Raw genomic sequence first — 15,269 nt, forward strand, 5'->3', positions numbered from 1 at the left:
CCTGCCGAAATCCGCCAAAAAATCGCACCCACCGCGATGGCTTGCGGTAACGCAACACGATTTTCAGCAGCCTGCTAGGAGGACGATTCCATGACGAAGATCAAGCTCAACGTCATCAAGCCCAGCGTCAACAACATGACGGTGCGGGTGTTCCTGAGGGCGGCGAAGCTCGATTTCAGCGAGCACGACGTCTACGGGCAGACGCGCACCGCCGAATACCTCGCGCGCTGCCCCTCGCATCTGACGCCGATGATCGAGACGCCGGACCTTCCCCGGGGCGCGCTCTGGGAAAGCTGCGCGATCATGCAGTATCTCTGCAACAAGCACGGGCTCGACGACTTCTATCCGAAGGATCCCGAGAGGCGCGCGATGATCGACAGCGCCATGTTCTACCTGATCGGCACGTTCTATCCTCACCTCGCGCGCGCCACCTACCCTTTCCTCAACTTCCCGCAATATCCGGGCGAAGTCGGCTATAGCGATGCCGACCACGACGCCAAGGAGCAGGCCCGCAAGGCCGCCGCGGACGCGCTCGCCGAACAGCTCGAGGTCTTCCACAAATTCTATGTGGGCGACAAGCACTTCATCGGCGGCGACAAACCATCGATCGCCGACATAAGGCTCGCCGCGACGCTCGAGTTTCTCGAGGTGATCGATTATCCGCTGCCGGCCTGGGCGACGACGTATTTGGCGGCGATCGAGCAAGCGCTCGGCACCGCCTATTCCGAGCCCGCCGCGGATGTGCGCGGCTATATCGACTATGTTAAGGCCCAGAGGCAGGAGGAACTGACCGGCACCGCCTGAGCGGATGGGCTCACGAAACAAGGAGCACGATGCCGGTCGCGCCGAGGGCGAGCGTCCAGAGGCGATCGAAGTTGATCCATGTGGACCGCAGCGCCGCAAGGCCGAGCCAGCCAAAGACCACGAGCGCGATCGCCGCGATCACGGCAAGCATGGCGCCGGTGTGCACGACGACCGCGGCGAGCGAGAGCGCAAGCGAGTTGGCCATCCCCGCGACGGCGATATCGGCGAGGCAGAGGCTCAGGACCGCGGGCACGAGCATCAGCCCCGCGCCGTGGCTCGTCGCCATCAGAAAGGACCAGAGCGCCAGACCCGCCATGCCGGTCCGCATGCCGACCCTGACCCGGTGGCGATGGCCGTAGAGGCCATAATAGCCGGCAAGCCCGAGGATCAGCACGGCGGCGACGAGCTGCAGGCTCCGCAAATCCACGACCGTGCCGAAGGCGACGACCGCGGCCAGAACAATCGCGATCGAAACCGCATGGCCGATCGCGATCGGCACCAGCGACAGGCAGACGACCCGCGCGCTTTGCCGGTGAAGGCCGAGCGCCACGGCAAAGAGCCACCCCATCGCCGGGTTGGCGCCATGGAACGCGCCGAGGCCGGCAAGCGAGAGCCACGGCCAGACGTTCGTCATTTGCTCATGTGCGGCCGCACGGTCCGCTCTCCTCATTCGCAGTCGGCCGTTAAACACGCGGGAAGGACGGCTGCCCCTCACCCTAGCCCTCTCCCCGCACGCGGTGAGAGGGGACCAAGGCGGCGCCGCGAGTCCCTTCGCCCCGCCCGCGGGGAGAAGGTGGCCGGTAGGCCGGATGAAGGGCGGACGCCTGCCTCACATCACCCCTTCAAAGAACCCCGCGGCTCTCAAGGATAGCAGTAAGAGTCAGAGGAGCAATCGCCGCCTTCCAGGCGGACCTGATGCGGCCGGTGGCTCTTCGGCCAGTCGATGAAGAAATTCTCGTCGAAGGCAATGCCGCCATTGTCGCCGACGTCGAGCTTCACCATCCAGCCGTCGATCCCCTCGGGGTAGAATTGCGGGTCGATGGCGCCGTAGAGCGAATTTGTGAAATAGACCCGCTTGCCGTCGCGGCTGATCTCCACCATCTGCGGCCCGCCATTGAGCGCGCCGTTCGTCGCCTTCGGATGCGTCGCGCGGGCAACGATCCCGCCGATCCTGACGCGGCCGGCCTCCTTCGGCGCGAGCGGATCGGAAACGTCGTACTGGATCATGTCGCCGGTGCCCCAGCAGGAGACGTAGAGGAAGCGGTCGTCCATCGACAGATCGATGTCGGTGACGAGCGGCGGTACCGCCTTGAAGCCTTTGAGAACCGGCGGCAACAGATCCGGATCGGCAGGCTCCGCCGGGATCTCGATCACCTTCTTCACCACCCATTGGCTGCCGTCGCGGTACCAGGTCCAGATCGACGCCGAGAGGTCCTTGAGGCAGATGACGCAACCTACGAAGCCATAAGCCTTGGTCGGATCGTGAGCCGGGCGCAATTCGAAGACGAGCTGGTGCTCCTCGCCGAGGTCGATCTCCTGCACATGCTTGCGCTTGTGGAGATCCCAGAAATGCAGCCGGCGGCCATAGCGCGAACCGAGCAGCACTTCGGGCACGAGGCCGTTCTCGAACGTGTCCGGCGTGCCCCATTCGCTGGTGATCATCGTGTCATGGCCGAGATGCCACCAGAAATCATAGGCGAGCTTCTGCGGCCCGCGATCCATCTCCCATTGGCCGAGCACGTCGAAGCTGTCGTGGTCGAGCAGGAAGATGCCGCCCGGCGCATTGCCCTCGCGGTCGGCGAGCGCGTTGACGTAAATGCCCTCCGGTCCGCAATGGATCGTGTGCAGGCGCGAGTAATTAGCCCTCTCGGCGATCTCCTGGGGCTCGATGACGCGGACGATCTCGGGCTTCCGCGGGTCCGGCTTGGTATCGATGATGTGGAGCCGCGACGACCGCAAGCCCGGCACGACGAGATAGCGGCGCTCGACATGCGGATGCGGCGCATTGGGGCAGAGGCATGACGAGCAGGCGTTCCAGCCGAAATGATGGAGCTCGTCGCCGACATTCGGCATGTCCACCTGACCGACGATCCGGGAATAGCTCGCCGAAGCCGGATCGACGTCGACGACGGCGATCGCGTCCGGGCGCTGCCGGTCGGGGTCGAAGGCGGCGACATAGGCGAGCGTCTCCCTCGGAGCCTTTGCTGCCATTCGCGGAGATGGATAGAAGGAAGGATCGGGTCGCCACGTCGCCATTTCGTTTCTCCCCCATGCGAAGAGATGCGTGGTCCTGATGCAGCGTTGAGAGATGCGGCAAAAAGTCGTCGGAAATGCGGCGCGCTTGCCGCATTTGACTGCCGAACCGAGGATCAGAAAGAGCGGTGACGCTCCCGCATTTGCCTGCGACGCTCCAGGGAGCGTGCATTCCGGCGGGCGGTTCTGAGTTCCGCGAGCGTCGGCTGCCACCAGCCGCGGAAATGGTCGTGCAGCGCCGCTTCGTGCCTGGCGGGCCAGGTCGCCACCAGCTCAGCCAGCGTCGGCGTGCGCCAGGTTCCCCAGACAAAATCCGATTGGGCCTCACGCGTATGAGGGTAGATATCCGACATGGAGCACGGCTCGACGATCTCGCCGGATATTTCCGTGAAGACGACAATGCCGTATTGATGTGTCGCGACGGGCCGGTCGAGCGGCGGCAGGTCTTCGGCCGCGAGCGGATAGCGGCGACGCCGGCGTTCGGCCGCGCGCAGGCGCTCGACCTTTTCCTCCTCCGAGCCCTTCTTTTCCTGGCGATGCCTTTTCCTTGCTTCGGGTTCGCTCCGTCGTGCCGCCCTTTCGATCGTCTGCCAGCGCCGCCGCAGTTCCTCGTAGGACCGGAACGGCACACGCCAAATGCCCAGCTCCTCGTCCCAGCGCGCCCATGGAATGGCGCGCATCTGCTCGAGCACGGTTCTCGAGTAGGGCGTTCGGACGCGCAGGTCGTCGCCGACCTCCAGATAGGGGCTCGCAATCGGATCGAAGGCATAGGCGTCGCGGCCCTTGGCATCGCCATGCACATCCTGAAGCTCGGCCTCGCGCGCCAACCAGCGTTCCACCCGCCGGCGAGCCGCTTTCCCCGGCACGAACCAGCTACGGCGGTCCTCGTCCCACCTGGCCCGCGGGAAGGCTTCCCTGAAGCGCTCGACGGTCATCCTGTCATAGGGAAACGCCGCGAAGGCGCCGGGCCGTTCCTCCCCCTTGCGGGCCGATCCTTGCTTCAGATCCTCCATGATCCGGGCCGCTCCAACACGCTACCTTGGACCCAAAACGCTCGTCGCGCGGAGATGGTTCGTCCCCCGCATGCGAGATAATCTGCGAGGTCACCCCGCCGCGAACTCGCGGCAGCCGGGCGCGGCGGAACCCGCCCTTCTAGCCTTCGGGCAATATCCGTCGGGAACGAATGATGTTCAGGCGCAGCGTCAGCGGCGATGTCACTGCGCCTCTTGCCGCCGGCGGTCCGAGCCCTCGAGGGAGCTTACCGCCGCGTCGAGACGAATGCGCGTAAAAGTATGATGAATGCAGAGCCCCTTATTTTTAATTGTTTCTATAAGACTTTGGGATAATATCATTACTGCGACGACACATCTTCCCCGAATTGCCCATGGAACTTGCTGTTTTGGCAAGGGGAGAAGTATTGCTGTGCCGATGCTCTATGTTGCAACAGATACAGTTTGGACATGACTGAGCCCGGATCACAGCGATCCGGGCTTCTTTCGAGTCCCGCTCGGCATGCGGGACGTGTGACGTGCCGGCTCATCCATCGCGTAAATGGCAGAATCCGTCCAGGCGGACGACAGGCTCAGCGTAGCGCTCGACGACTTCCGCGCGTTGACGGCCGAAGAGTTCCTGATGCGGCACGGGTGATGAACAAAGGGGGATCGGCTACGGGATGCCCGTCTGCAATTTCGCGTCCTATGCAAACAACGGCTCAAGTAATTACGAACGGCAAAGCAACGCATCGAGAACGAAGCCCGCCTCGTACTCCCTCCGGGTTAGCCCAAATGGTTCGCCCATGCTTCGCCCGGGCCTCGCGCATTTCTGTCAGGGCACTTGCGCCCCGGTGGCGGCGACATAGAGCGAATAAAGTGAATTCGTCGCGGCGATAAAGAGGCGGTTGCGGCTCGGACCGCCGAAGGTGAGGTTCGCGACGGTCTGCGGCACGAGGATCTTGCCAATGAGCGTACCGTCGGGGGCGAAGCAGTGGACGCCGTCCCCGGCGCTCGACCATAGATTTCCATTGACGTCGGTGCGGATCCCGTCCGGAATGCCGTTGTCGATCGTTGCGAAGACGCGTCCATTGGCAAGCCCTGCGGCGACGACGTCGAAGGCGCGGATATGGCGCGGCAGGCTGTCGTCATGGCTCGCACCGGAGTCGGCAACATAGAGGATCTTCTCGTCAGGCGAGAAGGCAAGGCCGTTCGGCTGGTTGAAGTCCGTGACGACGGCGTCGAGTTCGCCGGTTTGCGGTTTCAGCCGATAGACGTTCCGGCTCGCCTGCTCCGGCTCCGCCCGATAGCCTTCGTAGTCGGAAAGAATGCCGTAAGTCGGGTCGGTGAACCAGATCGTATCGTCCGAACGGACGACGACATCGTTGGGCGAATTCAACCGCTTGCCATGATAGCTTTCGGCGAGCACGGTTATCGAGCCGTCGATCTCAGTGCGGGTTACCCGTCGGCTGCCGTGCTCGCAGGAAACCAGGCGCCCCTGCCGGTCTCGCGTGTTGCCGTTGGCGAAGTTTGACGGCTGGCGATAGACGGAGACGCCACCCTCCGGGGCCCAGCGCAGCATGCGCTGGTTCGGAATGTCGCTCCAGACGAGCTGGTTGGCATCGCTGAACCAGACCGGCCCCTCGGCCCAGCGGCAGCCGGAATAGAGCTCTTCGAGACGGGCGCTGCCGACGATCAAGCGAATGAAACGCGGGTCGTGAATCTGATAGATCGGGTTCCTGGCCATGTGAAATGCTTTCTGATGTTTGGAAGAGTGGGAGGGTAGACGCCCTCTGGCCTGCCCGCCACCTCCCCCCGCAAAAGGGCCGAAAAGAGGGGAGAACCCGGGCGGCGGGCTCCTCGCTCCTGCCGAAGCGCTGCTTTAAGCGGGGCGTCCAAACGAGGCGAATGCGGTGCCACATCTCGTCTCCCCGCTTGTGGGGCCGATGGCCGGCAGGCCAGAGGGGGTAGGTAGCGCGATCTCACGTCGACTCCTACCGCGCGCCGGGCTGACGGCCGCCCGCGAGCATGATGACGCTGATGATGATGAGCCCTGTCATGATCAGGCGGATGCCTGCGCCGAGGCCGTAGGTATTGAGCATGGAGACGACGAGGAACATGAAGAGCGACGCGCCCCATATGCCGGGCACATTCGAGTCGCCGCCCGCGACCGCCGTACCGCCGAGGACCACGACAGCGATCGACATCAGCAGATATTCTGTCCCCATGTTGAGGGCAGCCCCGCCCGAGAAGCAGGCGAGCAGATAACCGGCGAGCGCGGCGAGCACGGCGCAGAAAAGATAGGTCACGAAGCGGGTGCCGTCGACCGGAATGCCCGCCATCCGCGCCGCCGGCATGCTCTGTCCGATCGCCGAGATCCAGCGCCCGTAGATGGTCTTTTCAAGCAGGAACCAGGCGCAGACGGAAATGACCAGCGCCACCAGGGAGACGTTCGGGACGCCGAGCGTCGTGGCCGTCGTGAAATCCGCCAGGACGCTCGGGGGCTTGATGCGCAGGCCGCGATTGGTCCAGATTGCCGCCGATTGAATGATGAAGCTCATCGACAGCGTCGCGATGATCGGCGGGATGCGCAGTGCCTTGATGAGCGCGTAGTTGAACACGCCGACCGCGATCCCGATCAGGACCGCGATCATGAGCCCCGGCAGGATCATGGCGTTGTCGACATCCATGAGCTTCAGCGCGACCGTGCCGGCGAGCGTCATGGTGGAGGGAACCGACAGGTCGATATTCCCGGGGCCGAGCGTGATGACGAACATCTGGCCGATGCCGACGATGATCGAGAAGGCGGCGAAGGTCAGCGCGGCCTGCGAGAGGCCGAGCGTGCTGGCGCCGCCGGTGACGATGGTCGCGAACCAGGCCAGGAACGCCGCGAACCACGACCATATCCAGGGCCTGCGTGAAATGCGATCAAGCAACCTCATCGCCGCTTCTCCCGCTTTTCCAGGCGGTTGAGCAGCAGGCGCAGCGCCAAGACGATGATGAGGATCGCGCCCTGCGCGCCGATCTGCCAGTCGGGCGAGATGCGCAGGAAGGACAGGAACGAACCGGCGAGCGTCAGCGTCAGCGCCCCGATCACCGCCCCGATCGGCGAGACGCGCCCGCCGATGAACTCGCCACCGCCAAGGATCACGCCCGCGATCGAAAGCAGCGTGTAGCGGAGCGCGATGTTCGCATCCGCCGACGTCGTGAGACCGACCAGCGCGACGCCCGCCAGAACTGCGAAGACGCCGGCGAGCCCATAGGCAGCGGCTCGCGCGCCCACCACCGACCAGCCGGCCCGCTCGACTGAACGCTGGTTGCCGCCGACGCCGCGGATGAGCACGCCGAGCGAGGAACGCATGACGACGAAATGCGCGACGATGGCGATAAGGATGCTGGCAACGATCGCCATCGGAGCGACGGGCGGTTTCATCGTCATCAGCGCCCGCACCCAATCCGGCGCCTGGCCGCCAGGGGCCGGCAGCAGGAGAACGGCAAGCCCCGCCCAGACGAAGCTCATTCCAAGCGAGACGACGATCGAGGGCAGGTTGCGCAGATGAATGACGACGCCGAGGCCGGCATAGACGACGACCACACCGAAGAGGATGAGCATTCCGACGAGCGGCGCCTCGCGCAGGAAGGTCGCCGTGACGCAGGCGACGAAGCTCACGAAGGTGCCCATCGAGAGATCGAGGTCGTTCACCGACATGATGAGCATCTGGGCGATGGTCGCGAGCGCGATCGGAACGGCGAGATTGAAGAGCAGGTTGAGCCCGACATAGCTCATCGCCCGCGGCTGCAGCCAGAAGACTGCTGCAAGCAGGATCGTCAGGGAAAGAGCCGGAATTGCCAACCGCATCGCATCGGCGGAAAGTGTGCGCCTCATGCTGCCAACCCTGCGAAGGACGCGGCAAGAATGTTCTCCTCGGTGACGGCGTCGCCCTGAAGCTCTGCAGCGATCGCTCCCTCCCGGAAGACATAGACGCGATCGCAGAGGCAGACTTCCTCCATTTCGGTCGAATACCAGACGAAGGTCCGGCCACGGGCGGCCTCCTGGCGGATGATCTCGTAAACCTCTTGCTTGGTGCCGACGTCGACGCCGCGCATTGGGTCGTCCATCAGCACCACCGGCGCGCGCGTCGAGAGGGCTCTCGCAAACAACACCTTCTGCTGATTGCCGCCGGAAAGCGACAGGATGTGGCTCGCCATGTCCGGCGTGCGAATTTCGATGCGGCGCTTCCACTCCCCGGCACGCTCCGCTTCCGCATCGCCCTTGACGACGCCGTGCTGCGCAAGATCGCCGAGCGCGGCGACGGAGAGATTCTTCAGGATGCTCCAGAGTTCGAAGATGCCGTTGAGGCGCCGGTCCCCGGCGACGAAGGTCACGGCCGGGTCGCGGCGTGGCAGCCAGTCGGCGCTGCTTGCCGCATGTAGCCTCATCAGCATCTCCGTCTGGCCATGTCCAGCGAGGCCGGCAAGGCCGACGATCTCGCCGCGCCTGGCACGGAAGGGCGTGCCGCGACCGACATGCTCGATGGCAACCGGCGCGTCGGCGAGATCGCGCATCGCGCGCCGGTGCGCCTCGCCCTTGACGACGCTGCCCATCGCCTCGACCAGGCCATGCTCGGTCCAGGCGGCGGCCGGTCGTTCGGCGACAATGCGCCCGTCCTTCATGACCACGATCCGGCTCGCCGTCGTCAGGATCTCATGGAGGATATGCGAAATCAGGATGACCGAACCGCCGCTTGCGACAAATCGCCGGACGTGGGCCAACATCTGCTCGGCGAGGCTCGCGTCGAGTGAGGACGTCGGTTCGTCGAGGATGATGAGGCGCGGCGCTATGCCGGCGTCCGAGAATGCCATGGCGATCTCGACCATCTGCCGTTCGGCGATCGAGAGGTCGCCGACGGTCCGGTCGGTGTTGATATCATGTCCGGGAAAGATCGCGTCGAGGCTTTGCTCGATCACCTGCTTCGCGCGTCGGCGCCATCCGAGGCCACCGAGGTGACGGTGGAGGATCCGCGTGTTCTCGACGACTGTGAGATTGGGGCAAAGCGACAGCTCCTGGAAAACGCAGCGCACGCCGCGTGAACGCGCGGCGTTGATGCCGTAGCGCGCGAGCACCTCGCCGTCGCTTGCAATACTGCCCTGATGCGGCGCCAGGCCGCCGTTGATGACGCTGACGATCGTCGATTTGCCGGCGCCGTTATGGCCGACGAGCCCCACGCATTCGCCGGGCGCAATGGCGAGCGTCACGCCGTCGAGCGCCTTGACCGCCCCGAAACTCACCTTGGCGTCAGCAACCTCGATTATCGCCTTCGGCATTTCCACCCGTCATTGCTGCTGTCTTGCTGATTGCGAGAACCGTCGCGCGGCGCTAGAGGGCCGCGCGACGGGCCGGGAGGCATCATTTCGCGGATTCGATCACCTTGATCGCATCGGCCTGCGTGTATTCGACGTTCGCGACGCCGCCGGCCTGGGTGTTGGCCAGGTTCTGTTCAAGGTTGTCCTGATCGATGCGCAGGAACGGCACGACCAGGTCCTTCTTGACCTCCTTGCCGTCGAGGATCTGCTGGGCGACCCAGAAGGCGAGCGTCGAGACGCCGGGCGCGATGGAAACCGACATCGTCTCGTATCCGTTCGCGTCCTTCTGCTCCTTCCACCACTTCAGCTCGTCCTCGCGGTTGCCCATGACAATGACCGGCATCGGTCGCTTTGCGGCCGCGATCGCCTGGGCCGCACCGTAGCCGTCGCCGCCTTGGGTCACGACGCCGATGACCTCGGGGAGGCTCGGCAGGACACCGGCAACCGCCTTCTGGGCGACGTCCTGCGCCCAGTCGCCATGGACCGAACCGACGATCTTGAACTGCGGGAACTGCTTCACCCCCTCATGGATGCCGGCGGAAATCTCGTCGTCGACGAAGACGCCGGCGAGGCCGCGGATCTCGAGCAGATTGCCGCCGTTCGGCAGCTTCTTGGACAGATATTCGACCTGGCTGCGGCCCATTTCCTTGAAGTCGACGGCAATCCGCCAGGCGCAGGGCTCGGTCACGATGCCGTCGAAGGAGACGACGGTGATTCCGGCGTCGCAGGCCTCCTTGACCGCACCGTTCAGGGCCGTCGGCGAGGCGGCGTTGAGGACGATCGCGTCATAGCCCTGCAGGATCATGTTCTGGATCTGCGCGGCCTGCTCGGTCGCCTGGTTTTCCGCCGTGGTGAAGGCATCGGCAGCGGCCACGACACCGGCCTTGACCGCCTCGCCGGTAACCTTTTCCCAGCTCGTCAGCATTGCCTGGCGCCAGGAGTTTCCGGCATAGTTGTTGGAAAGCGCGATCTTCTTGCCTGACGTGTCGGCTAGGGCCGAAGCCGGTATCGCGGCGCATGCGATGGCCACTGACGCCAGAAGCATCTTACGGAATGTCATGATTTCCTCCCTCTGGATCCCCCGGTCGGATCGCTTCATCGGCCGTGCTGGCTGCGGACGGCCGAAAATAGTTCTTGCACTGAGCTTCCTCCTCTCAGTAAGGGCAGGATGAGGGAGAATTGCCAGCCTGTATAGACGGCATACGGCAAGACGTTTGCGGGGTCTTGCACAATCGCCTGCGGGTTTATGCAGGACGCGGACGCGCCGCCCGGCGCTTAATGGAGGCGGCGGTCGCCGCATCGGAGGAGACGAGAGCGATCGGGGAGGAATTGCGGACATGCCGCACATGGCGCCGGCCGCGACGGTCGATCACTATCTTGGCATATCCCGGCTGCTCGCCGGCCAGCTCGACTTCCGCTCGGCGATCCGCGCAGTCGCGGCAGAGATAGCGCACATCATCCCGCACGATCACCTCGACGTCTGCATTCTCATGGTGGACGGCAACTACCATACCGCCTACGAGACCGGCATGGATACCGCCTGGGGAAATGTCGCCTCGACGCCGGTCGTCAACAGTCCGATACGCTCCCTTCTTTGGGGCGAGGTGGATTACCTGCTCACCGACGATGCCATCAATGATGCGCGCTTCCATTTCGAGGGCGCCTTCAAGCGGCCGATCATCGAGCAGTCGCTGCGCAGCCGCCTGCACGTGCCGATGAAGGTTCAGGGCACGATCATCGCCGCGCTCAGCTGTTCGTCGCAGACCCCGGGGATATACACCATGGAGGACGTCGCGCGGGCACGCATCATCGCCGACCTCCTGGCGCCCTATTTCTTCGCGCTCCGCTCCGCCGAGCAGGCCCAGCAATCGGCGATCGTCGAGGCGGAAGCGCGGGCGCGCGAGGAGGGCTTGCGGCAGGGAGCGCTGAAGTTGACCGAAGCGCTCGAGCAGGAGCGTCAGCGCATCGGCATGGACCTCCATGATCAGACGCTCGCCGATCTCACGCGTCTGTCGCGCCGCATCGACCGGCTGGCCCGATCGGGGGAACTGAGCGGCGAGGCGCTCGAGCCCGTCTCGCGCGGCCTGCACCACTGCATGCAGGATCTCAGGCAGATCATCGAGCAAGCGAAACCCTCGGTCCTGCAGCTCTTCGGTCTCGCCCAGGCGGTGGAGAACCATCTCGACCGGTCGGTGCGCGACAGCGCCATGCCGATCGAGTGGGCGCTCGCCGACGAGACGGCTGGGGCGCTCGACGGCTTGGAGCCGACGGTGAGCGTCGCGCTGTTCCGCATCGCCCAGGAGGCGATCAACAACGCGGTTCGCCACGCCCAGCCGATGGCGATCACGGTCCGGCTCCGGGTCCAGGCCAGTCAACTTGCGATCGAAATAGCGGACGACGGACGCGGCCTTGCGAGGGCGCGTGGACGCCTCGGCGGCGGCATCGACAATATGAAGACGCGCGCGCGGCTCATCTCGGCAAGGTTCGCGATCGGGCCGGGGCGCAACAATCGCGGCACGACGGTCAGCGTCGTGCTGCCGCTCGGGCAGTCCGCGCCGGACGCGGAGGCCCGGCAATGAGGTGGGGAGACAGCCGATGAAGATCCTGATCGTGGAGGACGACCCGCTTCACCGCTCATACCTGCATGAGGCGGTCTGTTCGGCCCTGCCCGAATGCGACACCGTCATCGAGGCGGAAAACGGCGTTGCCGGCGAGCAGCTCGCCCGCGAGCATAAATCCGCACATATCGTCATGGACCTGCAGATGGCGAGCCGCAACGGCATCGAGGCGGCCCGCACCATCTGGAAGGAGCGTCCGGACACGCGCATCCTCTTCTGGTCGAACTATTCCGACGAGGCATATGTGCGCGGCGTCTCGCGCATCGTTCCGGATGGAGCCGCCTACGGCTACGTGCTGAAGTCCGCTTCCGACGAAAGGCTGAAGCTGGCGCTCCGCTCGATTTTCATCGAAAGCCAATGCGTGATCGACCGCGAAGTACGCGGCCTGCAGCAGAAAAGTATCGGCCGCGCCAACAGCTTCACCGATTCCGAATACGAGATCCTCGTTGATATCGCGCTCGGCCTGACGGACCGGGCAATCGCGAAGCGCCGAAGCCTGTCGCTGCGCAGCGTTCAGAACCGGTTGCAGCAGCTCTACGACAAGCTGGACGTCTACCAGGCCGTTGCCGAAGACCCTCTCGACAGCAGATTCAATCTTCGCGCCCGCGCCGTTACCGTCGCGTTCCTGCGCAAGCTGTTGAACTACAGCGCTCTGGAAAAGGCCGAAGCCGAGCTGCAAGACTGGCTGAAGGAACAGAAGTGAACTGAACTGCCCGGGTAGGCGTCCCCTCGCGATGAGCAGCGCTTAGGGATCAATCGCGATGCGCGCGTAAGCTTCCGGAGGAGCGTCATTGGCATGCATGAGCTCCCGCATGAGGCGCGTCATGGCCTCCTCGACCTCCGGGGAGGAAAGCGGCCTGCTCTGTCCTGGATCATCGGCGAGATCGTAGAGCCGCGTTTCACTCTCGATAAGCGCACCGGGACCGTAGTTGTCGAACATGGGCGACCGCTCGATCACCGGTATCTTGAGGACCGGCACGCCCTTGGTGAACGGCATCGGCCGCGCAAGCGCGGCTCCGGCCAGTTCCTCCGGGGTGAACGGTTCCCAGATATGGGTCGGCATCAGTGTGTATTGATAAAGCTCCTGCGCGCGAGGGTCGGGCGGGAAGCGGTGATAGGTATAGCGTCCGTCCGTCACGTTGATCGCACCGCCGAAATAACCGAACAGCGCGCCCTGCCGCAGCGGGCGTTCGGCATCGAGGAGCGGCAGGAGCGAATGCCCCTCCATCTCGGCAACGGCCGGCACGTCGTAGAGGTCGAGGAATGTCGCCGCGAGATCGATCGTCTGGGTCAGCGCCGACCGCCGGACGCCGGCGCTTGTCGGCCGGCGCGGATCGTGGAGGAAGAGCGGGATATGCACGATCTCCTCGTACATGTTCATCCGGTTCTTCGCCCAGAAATCGTGCTCGCCGAGCAAAAAGCCGTGGTCGGTGGTGACCACGAGCGCCGTGTCGCGCCAAAGGTCGTGCCGGTCGAAATGGTCGAGAAGCTGTCCGAGGAGAAAGTCGCAAAGCGCGACGACCGCATAGTAATTGGCCCGCAGTTCCTCGCATTCTTCCGGCAGCTCGTCGACGCGGCCGTAGCGCGGCCAGTCGCGAACCGGACCGTTCCAGCCGGTCGTGAACTTCTCGCGAAATCGCTCGGGCGCGGTGAAGGGTTCATGCGGGTCGAAGGTCTCGATCTGCAGCAGCCAGTCGTCGGCCGTCCGATTCTGTTCGAGGAAGTCCAGCCCGGCGGCGAAGCAGCGCACCGACGGGAATTCGCTCTCGTCCCTGATGAACTCGCGGTTCACGATGTTGCGGCGAAACTTGTCGCGTGCCGACCGGCTGAACTGCCGCTCGTGATACATCTGGCTCAGGCGCTCCCATGGCGGCTGCACCATCGCCTTCCAGGGGTCGCCCTCCTGCCCGCGGATGAACTCGTAACTGTCATAGCGGGTGTGATAGGTCGCGCCGCCGTCTTCGAAATAGTGGAAATGGTCGGTGACGAGATGGCTGTACGTGCCGGCTTGGTGCAAAAGCTCGGGAAAGGAATTGTCGAAAGGCTCGAGCGGTCCCCAGCTCCTGTGGAGAAAGCTCAGCCGTCCGGTCTGCATGTCGCGGCGCGCCGGCATGCAGGGGAGACTGCCGACATAATGCCGCTCGAACGTTGCGCTGCGCTCGGCCAGCCGGGCGAAATTGGGCGTCGCCACCCGCGTTCCGCCATAAGGGGCGAGCAGGTGCCGGTTGAGTGAATCAAACAGGACGAAGACGGCCTTCATCGGGCTGTCCCCCCTTCAGGGCTGCCGATCGCGGCGTAGCCTTGTTTACACCGCCGCCCATTGTCGCCGAAACGAACCCGGCCGCAACCGGATTTCGGATTGCCGCCCGGGAAGACGATCAAGACCTCAGCCGGCGCGGCCGGCACGCTTGACGAGCATGGCGATGAACGGCACGTCATCGCCCGAGATCGTGTCGATAAGGCCGTGGGCAATCCATTGCACGAGGTCCGGCAAGGGATCGCGCCCGCCCCGCCAGTATTCGGCGAGCACGTCCGGACGCGGTACGTGCACGCGGTTGCCGAGGCCCGCCTCATGGAGCGCCCTCGCATCGTCGGGGTGGAACATGTCGAGCTCGATCGAGGCGGAGCTCGCGCGGCACGCCCTCAACACCCCGATGAGGTCGGCGTGGCGGGCGTGGGTGATGGCCTCGGTCCTGAGACCCGGATGACGCTCGCCCGCGCGCTTCAGCATGACGTGGTCGAAGCCGATGACGATGACCCGGTCACCGGTGCCTGTTGCTTGCAGCAAGGCCGCCACGCGATCGACGGCCATGTCCGGCCGCTCCGCCTCCTTGATCTCGAGCACGACCCCCATGTCGCCCGCCTCCGCCCAATCGAGCGCCTCGGCGACGGTCGGTATCTTCGTTCCGGCGAAAGCGGGATGGAACCGAACCCCCGCATCCAGCCCGCGGATCTCTTCAAGGCTGAGGTCTGCCGCAAATCCGTGTCCGTCCGTCGTCCTGTCGACGCTGAGGTCGTGCAGAATGACCGGCTCGCCGTCCGCCGTCAGCACCACGTCGATCTCGACGGTGGTGGCGCCCGCAGCCTTGGCCGCCTCGAGTGCTGGCAAGGTATTCTCCGGGAAATGCAGGCTGTAACCGCGATGGCCGCAGACATGGACGCGTCCCGCTTCGCGGGCAAGAAAGCTGAATGCCATCGTCGATCCTCCATCGTCTCAACGCGGCTGGCCTGCCAGCCGGGG

At 64.7% G+C, this 15,269-nt stretch carries 13 protein-coding genes; 3 read left to right on the forward strand and 10 right to left on the reverse strand.

Annotated elements, in window-relative coordinates; all coding sequences use genetic code 11:
* The first annotated feature begins 90 nt into the window (after nt 1-90).
* Nucleotides 91-804 carry a glutathione S-transferase family protein gene (locus ATB98_RS04445; RefSeq protein ID WP_066869636.1) on the forward strand — a complete coding sequence of 238 codons (714 nt, stop codon included), beginning with the start codon at nt 91-93 and terminating at the stop codon, nt 802-804.
* Nucleotides 805-814: 10 nt separating this feature from the next.
* Here ATB98_RS04445 and ATB98_RS04450 read toward each other — a convergent pair whose 3' ends face one another.
* The 8 genes from ATB98_RS04450 to ATB98_RS04485 form a co-directional block, all read right to left on the reverse strand.
* Entirely contained in the window at nt 815-1,438 is a 624-nt protein-coding gene (locus ATB98_RS04450) for a hypothetical protein (protein WP_066869639.1), read from the reverse strand.
* 227 nt (nt 1,439-1,665) lie between these two features.
* Nucleotides 1,666-3,060 (reverse strand): selenium-binding family protein, encoded by a 1,395-nt coding sequence (locus tag ATB98_RS04455; RefSeq protein ID WP_066869641.1) that lies wholly within the window; start codon nt 3,058-3,060, stop codon nt 1,666-1,668.
* A 113-nt stretch (nt 3,061-3,173) separates the two neighbouring features.
* The gene (locus ATB98_RS04460; RefSeq protein WP_066869644.1) at nt 3,174-4,070 is read right to left on the reverse strand and encodes a hypothetical protein; all 897 of its coding nucleotides are present in this window, start codon (nt 4,068-4,070) and stop codon (nt 3,174-3,176) included.
* An 811-nt stretch (nt 4,071-4,881) separates the two neighbouring features.
* Nucleotides 4,882-5,793 (reverse strand): SMP-30/gluconolactonase/LRE family protein, encoded by a 912-nt coding sequence (locus tag ATB98_RS04465; RefSeq protein WP_066869647.1) that lies wholly within the window; start codon nt 5,791-5,793, stop codon nt 4,882-4,884.
* Nucleotides 5,794-6,040: 247 nt separating this feature from the next.
* The gene (locus ATB98_RS04470) at nt 6,041-6,988 is read right to left on the reverse strand and encodes an ABC transporter permease (protein WP_066869649.1); all 948 of its coding nucleotides are present in this window, start codon (nt 6,986-6,988) and stop codon (nt 6,041-6,043) included.
* A complete protein-coding gene (locus ATB98_RS04475; protein WP_066869651.1) occupies nt 6,985-7,932 on the reverse strand; it encodes an ABC transporter permease in 948 nt (315 codons plus the stop codon). The genes ATB98_RS04470 and ATB98_RS04475 overlap by 4 nt, the downstream gene beginning before the upstream one ends.
* A complete protein-coding gene (locus ATB98_RS04480) occupies nt 7,929-9,371 on the reverse strand; it encodes a sugar ABC transporter ATP-binding protein (protein WP_066869654.1) in 1,443 nt (480 codons plus the stop codon). Before ATB98_RS04480 ends, ATB98_RS04475 begins: the two co-directional genes overlap by 4 nt.
* Nucleotides 9,372-9,453: 82 nt before the next feature.
* Nucleotides 9,454-10,470: an ABC transporter substrate-binding protein gene (locus ATB98_RS04485; protein WP_066869659.1), complete on the reverse strand. Its 1,017-nt coding sequence runs from the start codon at nt 10,468-10,470 to the stop codon at nt 9,454-9,456.
* 277 nt (nt 10,471-10,747) lie between these two features.
* Here ATB98_RS04485 and ATB98_RS04490 point away from each other — a divergent pair, with 277 nt between their 5' ends.
* Together ATB98_RS04490 and ATB98_RS04495 are read left to right on the forward strand one after the other, a co-directional pair.
* Complete coding sequence (locus ATB98_RS04490; protein ID WP_066869662.1) at nt 10,748-11,989, forward strand: GAF domain-containing sensor histidine kinase; 1,242 nt, start codon at nt 10,748-10,750, stop codon at nt 11,987-11,989.
* Nucleotides 11,990-12,005: 16 nt separating this feature from the next.
* Nucleotides 12,006-12,731: a response regulator transcription factor gene (locus ATB98_RS04495; protein WP_066869665.1), complete on the forward strand. Its 726-nt coding sequence runs from the start codon at nt 12,006-12,008 to the stop codon at nt 12,729-12,731.
* 42 nt (nt 12,732-12,773) lie between these two features.
* Here the strand turns inward: ATB98_RS04495 and ATB98_RS04500 are convergent, their stop codons facing one another.
* Both ATB98_RS04500 and ATB98_RS04505 read right to left on the reverse strand, forming a co-directional pair.
* Nucleotides 12,774-14,288 (reverse strand): sulfatase, encoded by a 1,515-nt coding sequence (locus ATB98_RS04500; RefSeq protein ID WP_066869668.1) that lies wholly within the window; start codon nt 14,286-14,288, stop codon nt 12,774-12,776.
* A gap of 126 nt (nt 14,289-14,414) precedes the next feature.
* Entirely contained in the window at nt 14,415-15,224 is an 810-nt protein-coding gene (locus ATB98_RS04505) for a glycerophosphodiester phosphodiesterase (protein WP_066869671.1), read from the reverse strand.
* Between the last annotated feature and the right edge of the window lie 45 nt (nt 15,225-15,269).

The sequence above is a fragment of the Sinorhizobium saheli genome (genome assembly GCF_001651875.1).
GTDB lineage: Bacteria > Pseudomonadota > Alphaproteobacteria > Rhizobiales > Rhizobiaceae > Sinorhizobium > Sinorhizobium saheli.

Bases quoted from the DNA above. Each gene is read 5' to 3' on its own strand.
- ATB98_RS04475 (WP_066869651.1), bottom strand. From the start codon at position 7,932: ATGAGGCGCACACTTTCCGCCGATGCGATGCGGTTGGCAATTCCGGCT.
- ATB98_RS04485 (WP_066869659.1), bottom strand. From the start codon at position 10,470: ATGACATTCCGTAAGATGCTTCTGGCGTCAGTGGCCATCGCATGCGCC.
- ATB98_RS04460 (WP_066869644.1), bottom strand. From the start codon at position 4,070: ATGGAGGATCTGAAGCAAGGATCGGCCCGCAAGGGGGAGGAACGGCCC.
- ATB98_RS04450 (WP_066869639.1), bottom strand. From the start codon at position 1,438: ATGACGAACGTCTGGCCGTGGCTCTCGCTTGCCGGCCTCGGCGCGTTC.
- ATB98_RS04490 (WP_066869662.1), top strand. From the start codon at position 10,748: ATGCCGCACATGGCGCCGGCCGCGACGGTCGATCACTATCTTGGCATA.
- ATB98_RS04455 (WP_066869641.1), bottom strand. From the start codon at position 3,060: ATGGCGACGTGGCGACCCGATCCTTCCTTCTATCCATCTCCGCGAATG.
- ATB98_RS04495 (WP_066869665.1), top strand. From the start codon at position 12,006: ATGAAGATCCTGATCGTGGAGGACGACCCGCTTCACCGCTCATACCTG.
- ATB98_RS04465 (WP_066869647.1), bottom strand. From the start codon at position 5,793: ATGGCCAGGAACCCGATCTATCAGATTCACGACCCGCGTTTCATTCGC.
- ATB98_RS04505 (WP_066869671.1), bottom strand. From the start codon at position 15,224: ATGGCATTCAGCTTTCTTGCCCGCGAAGCGGGACGCGTCCATGTCTGC.
- ATB98_RS04500 (WP_066869668.1), bottom strand. From the start codon at position 14,288: ATGAAGGCCGTCTTCGTCCTGTTTGATTCACTCAACCGGCACCTGCTC.
- ATB98_RS04480 (WP_066869654.1), bottom strand. From the start codon at position 9,371: ATGCCGAAGGCGATAATCGAGGTTGCTGACGCCAAGGTGAGTTTCGGG.
- ATB98_RS04445 (WP_066869636.1), top strand. From the start codon at position 91: ATGACGAAGATCAAGCTCAACGTCATCAAGCCCAGCGTCAACAACATG.
- ATB98_RS04470 (WP_066869649.1), bottom strand. From the start codon at position 6,988: ATGAGGTTGCTTGATCGCATTTCACGCAGGCCCTGGATATGGTCGTGG.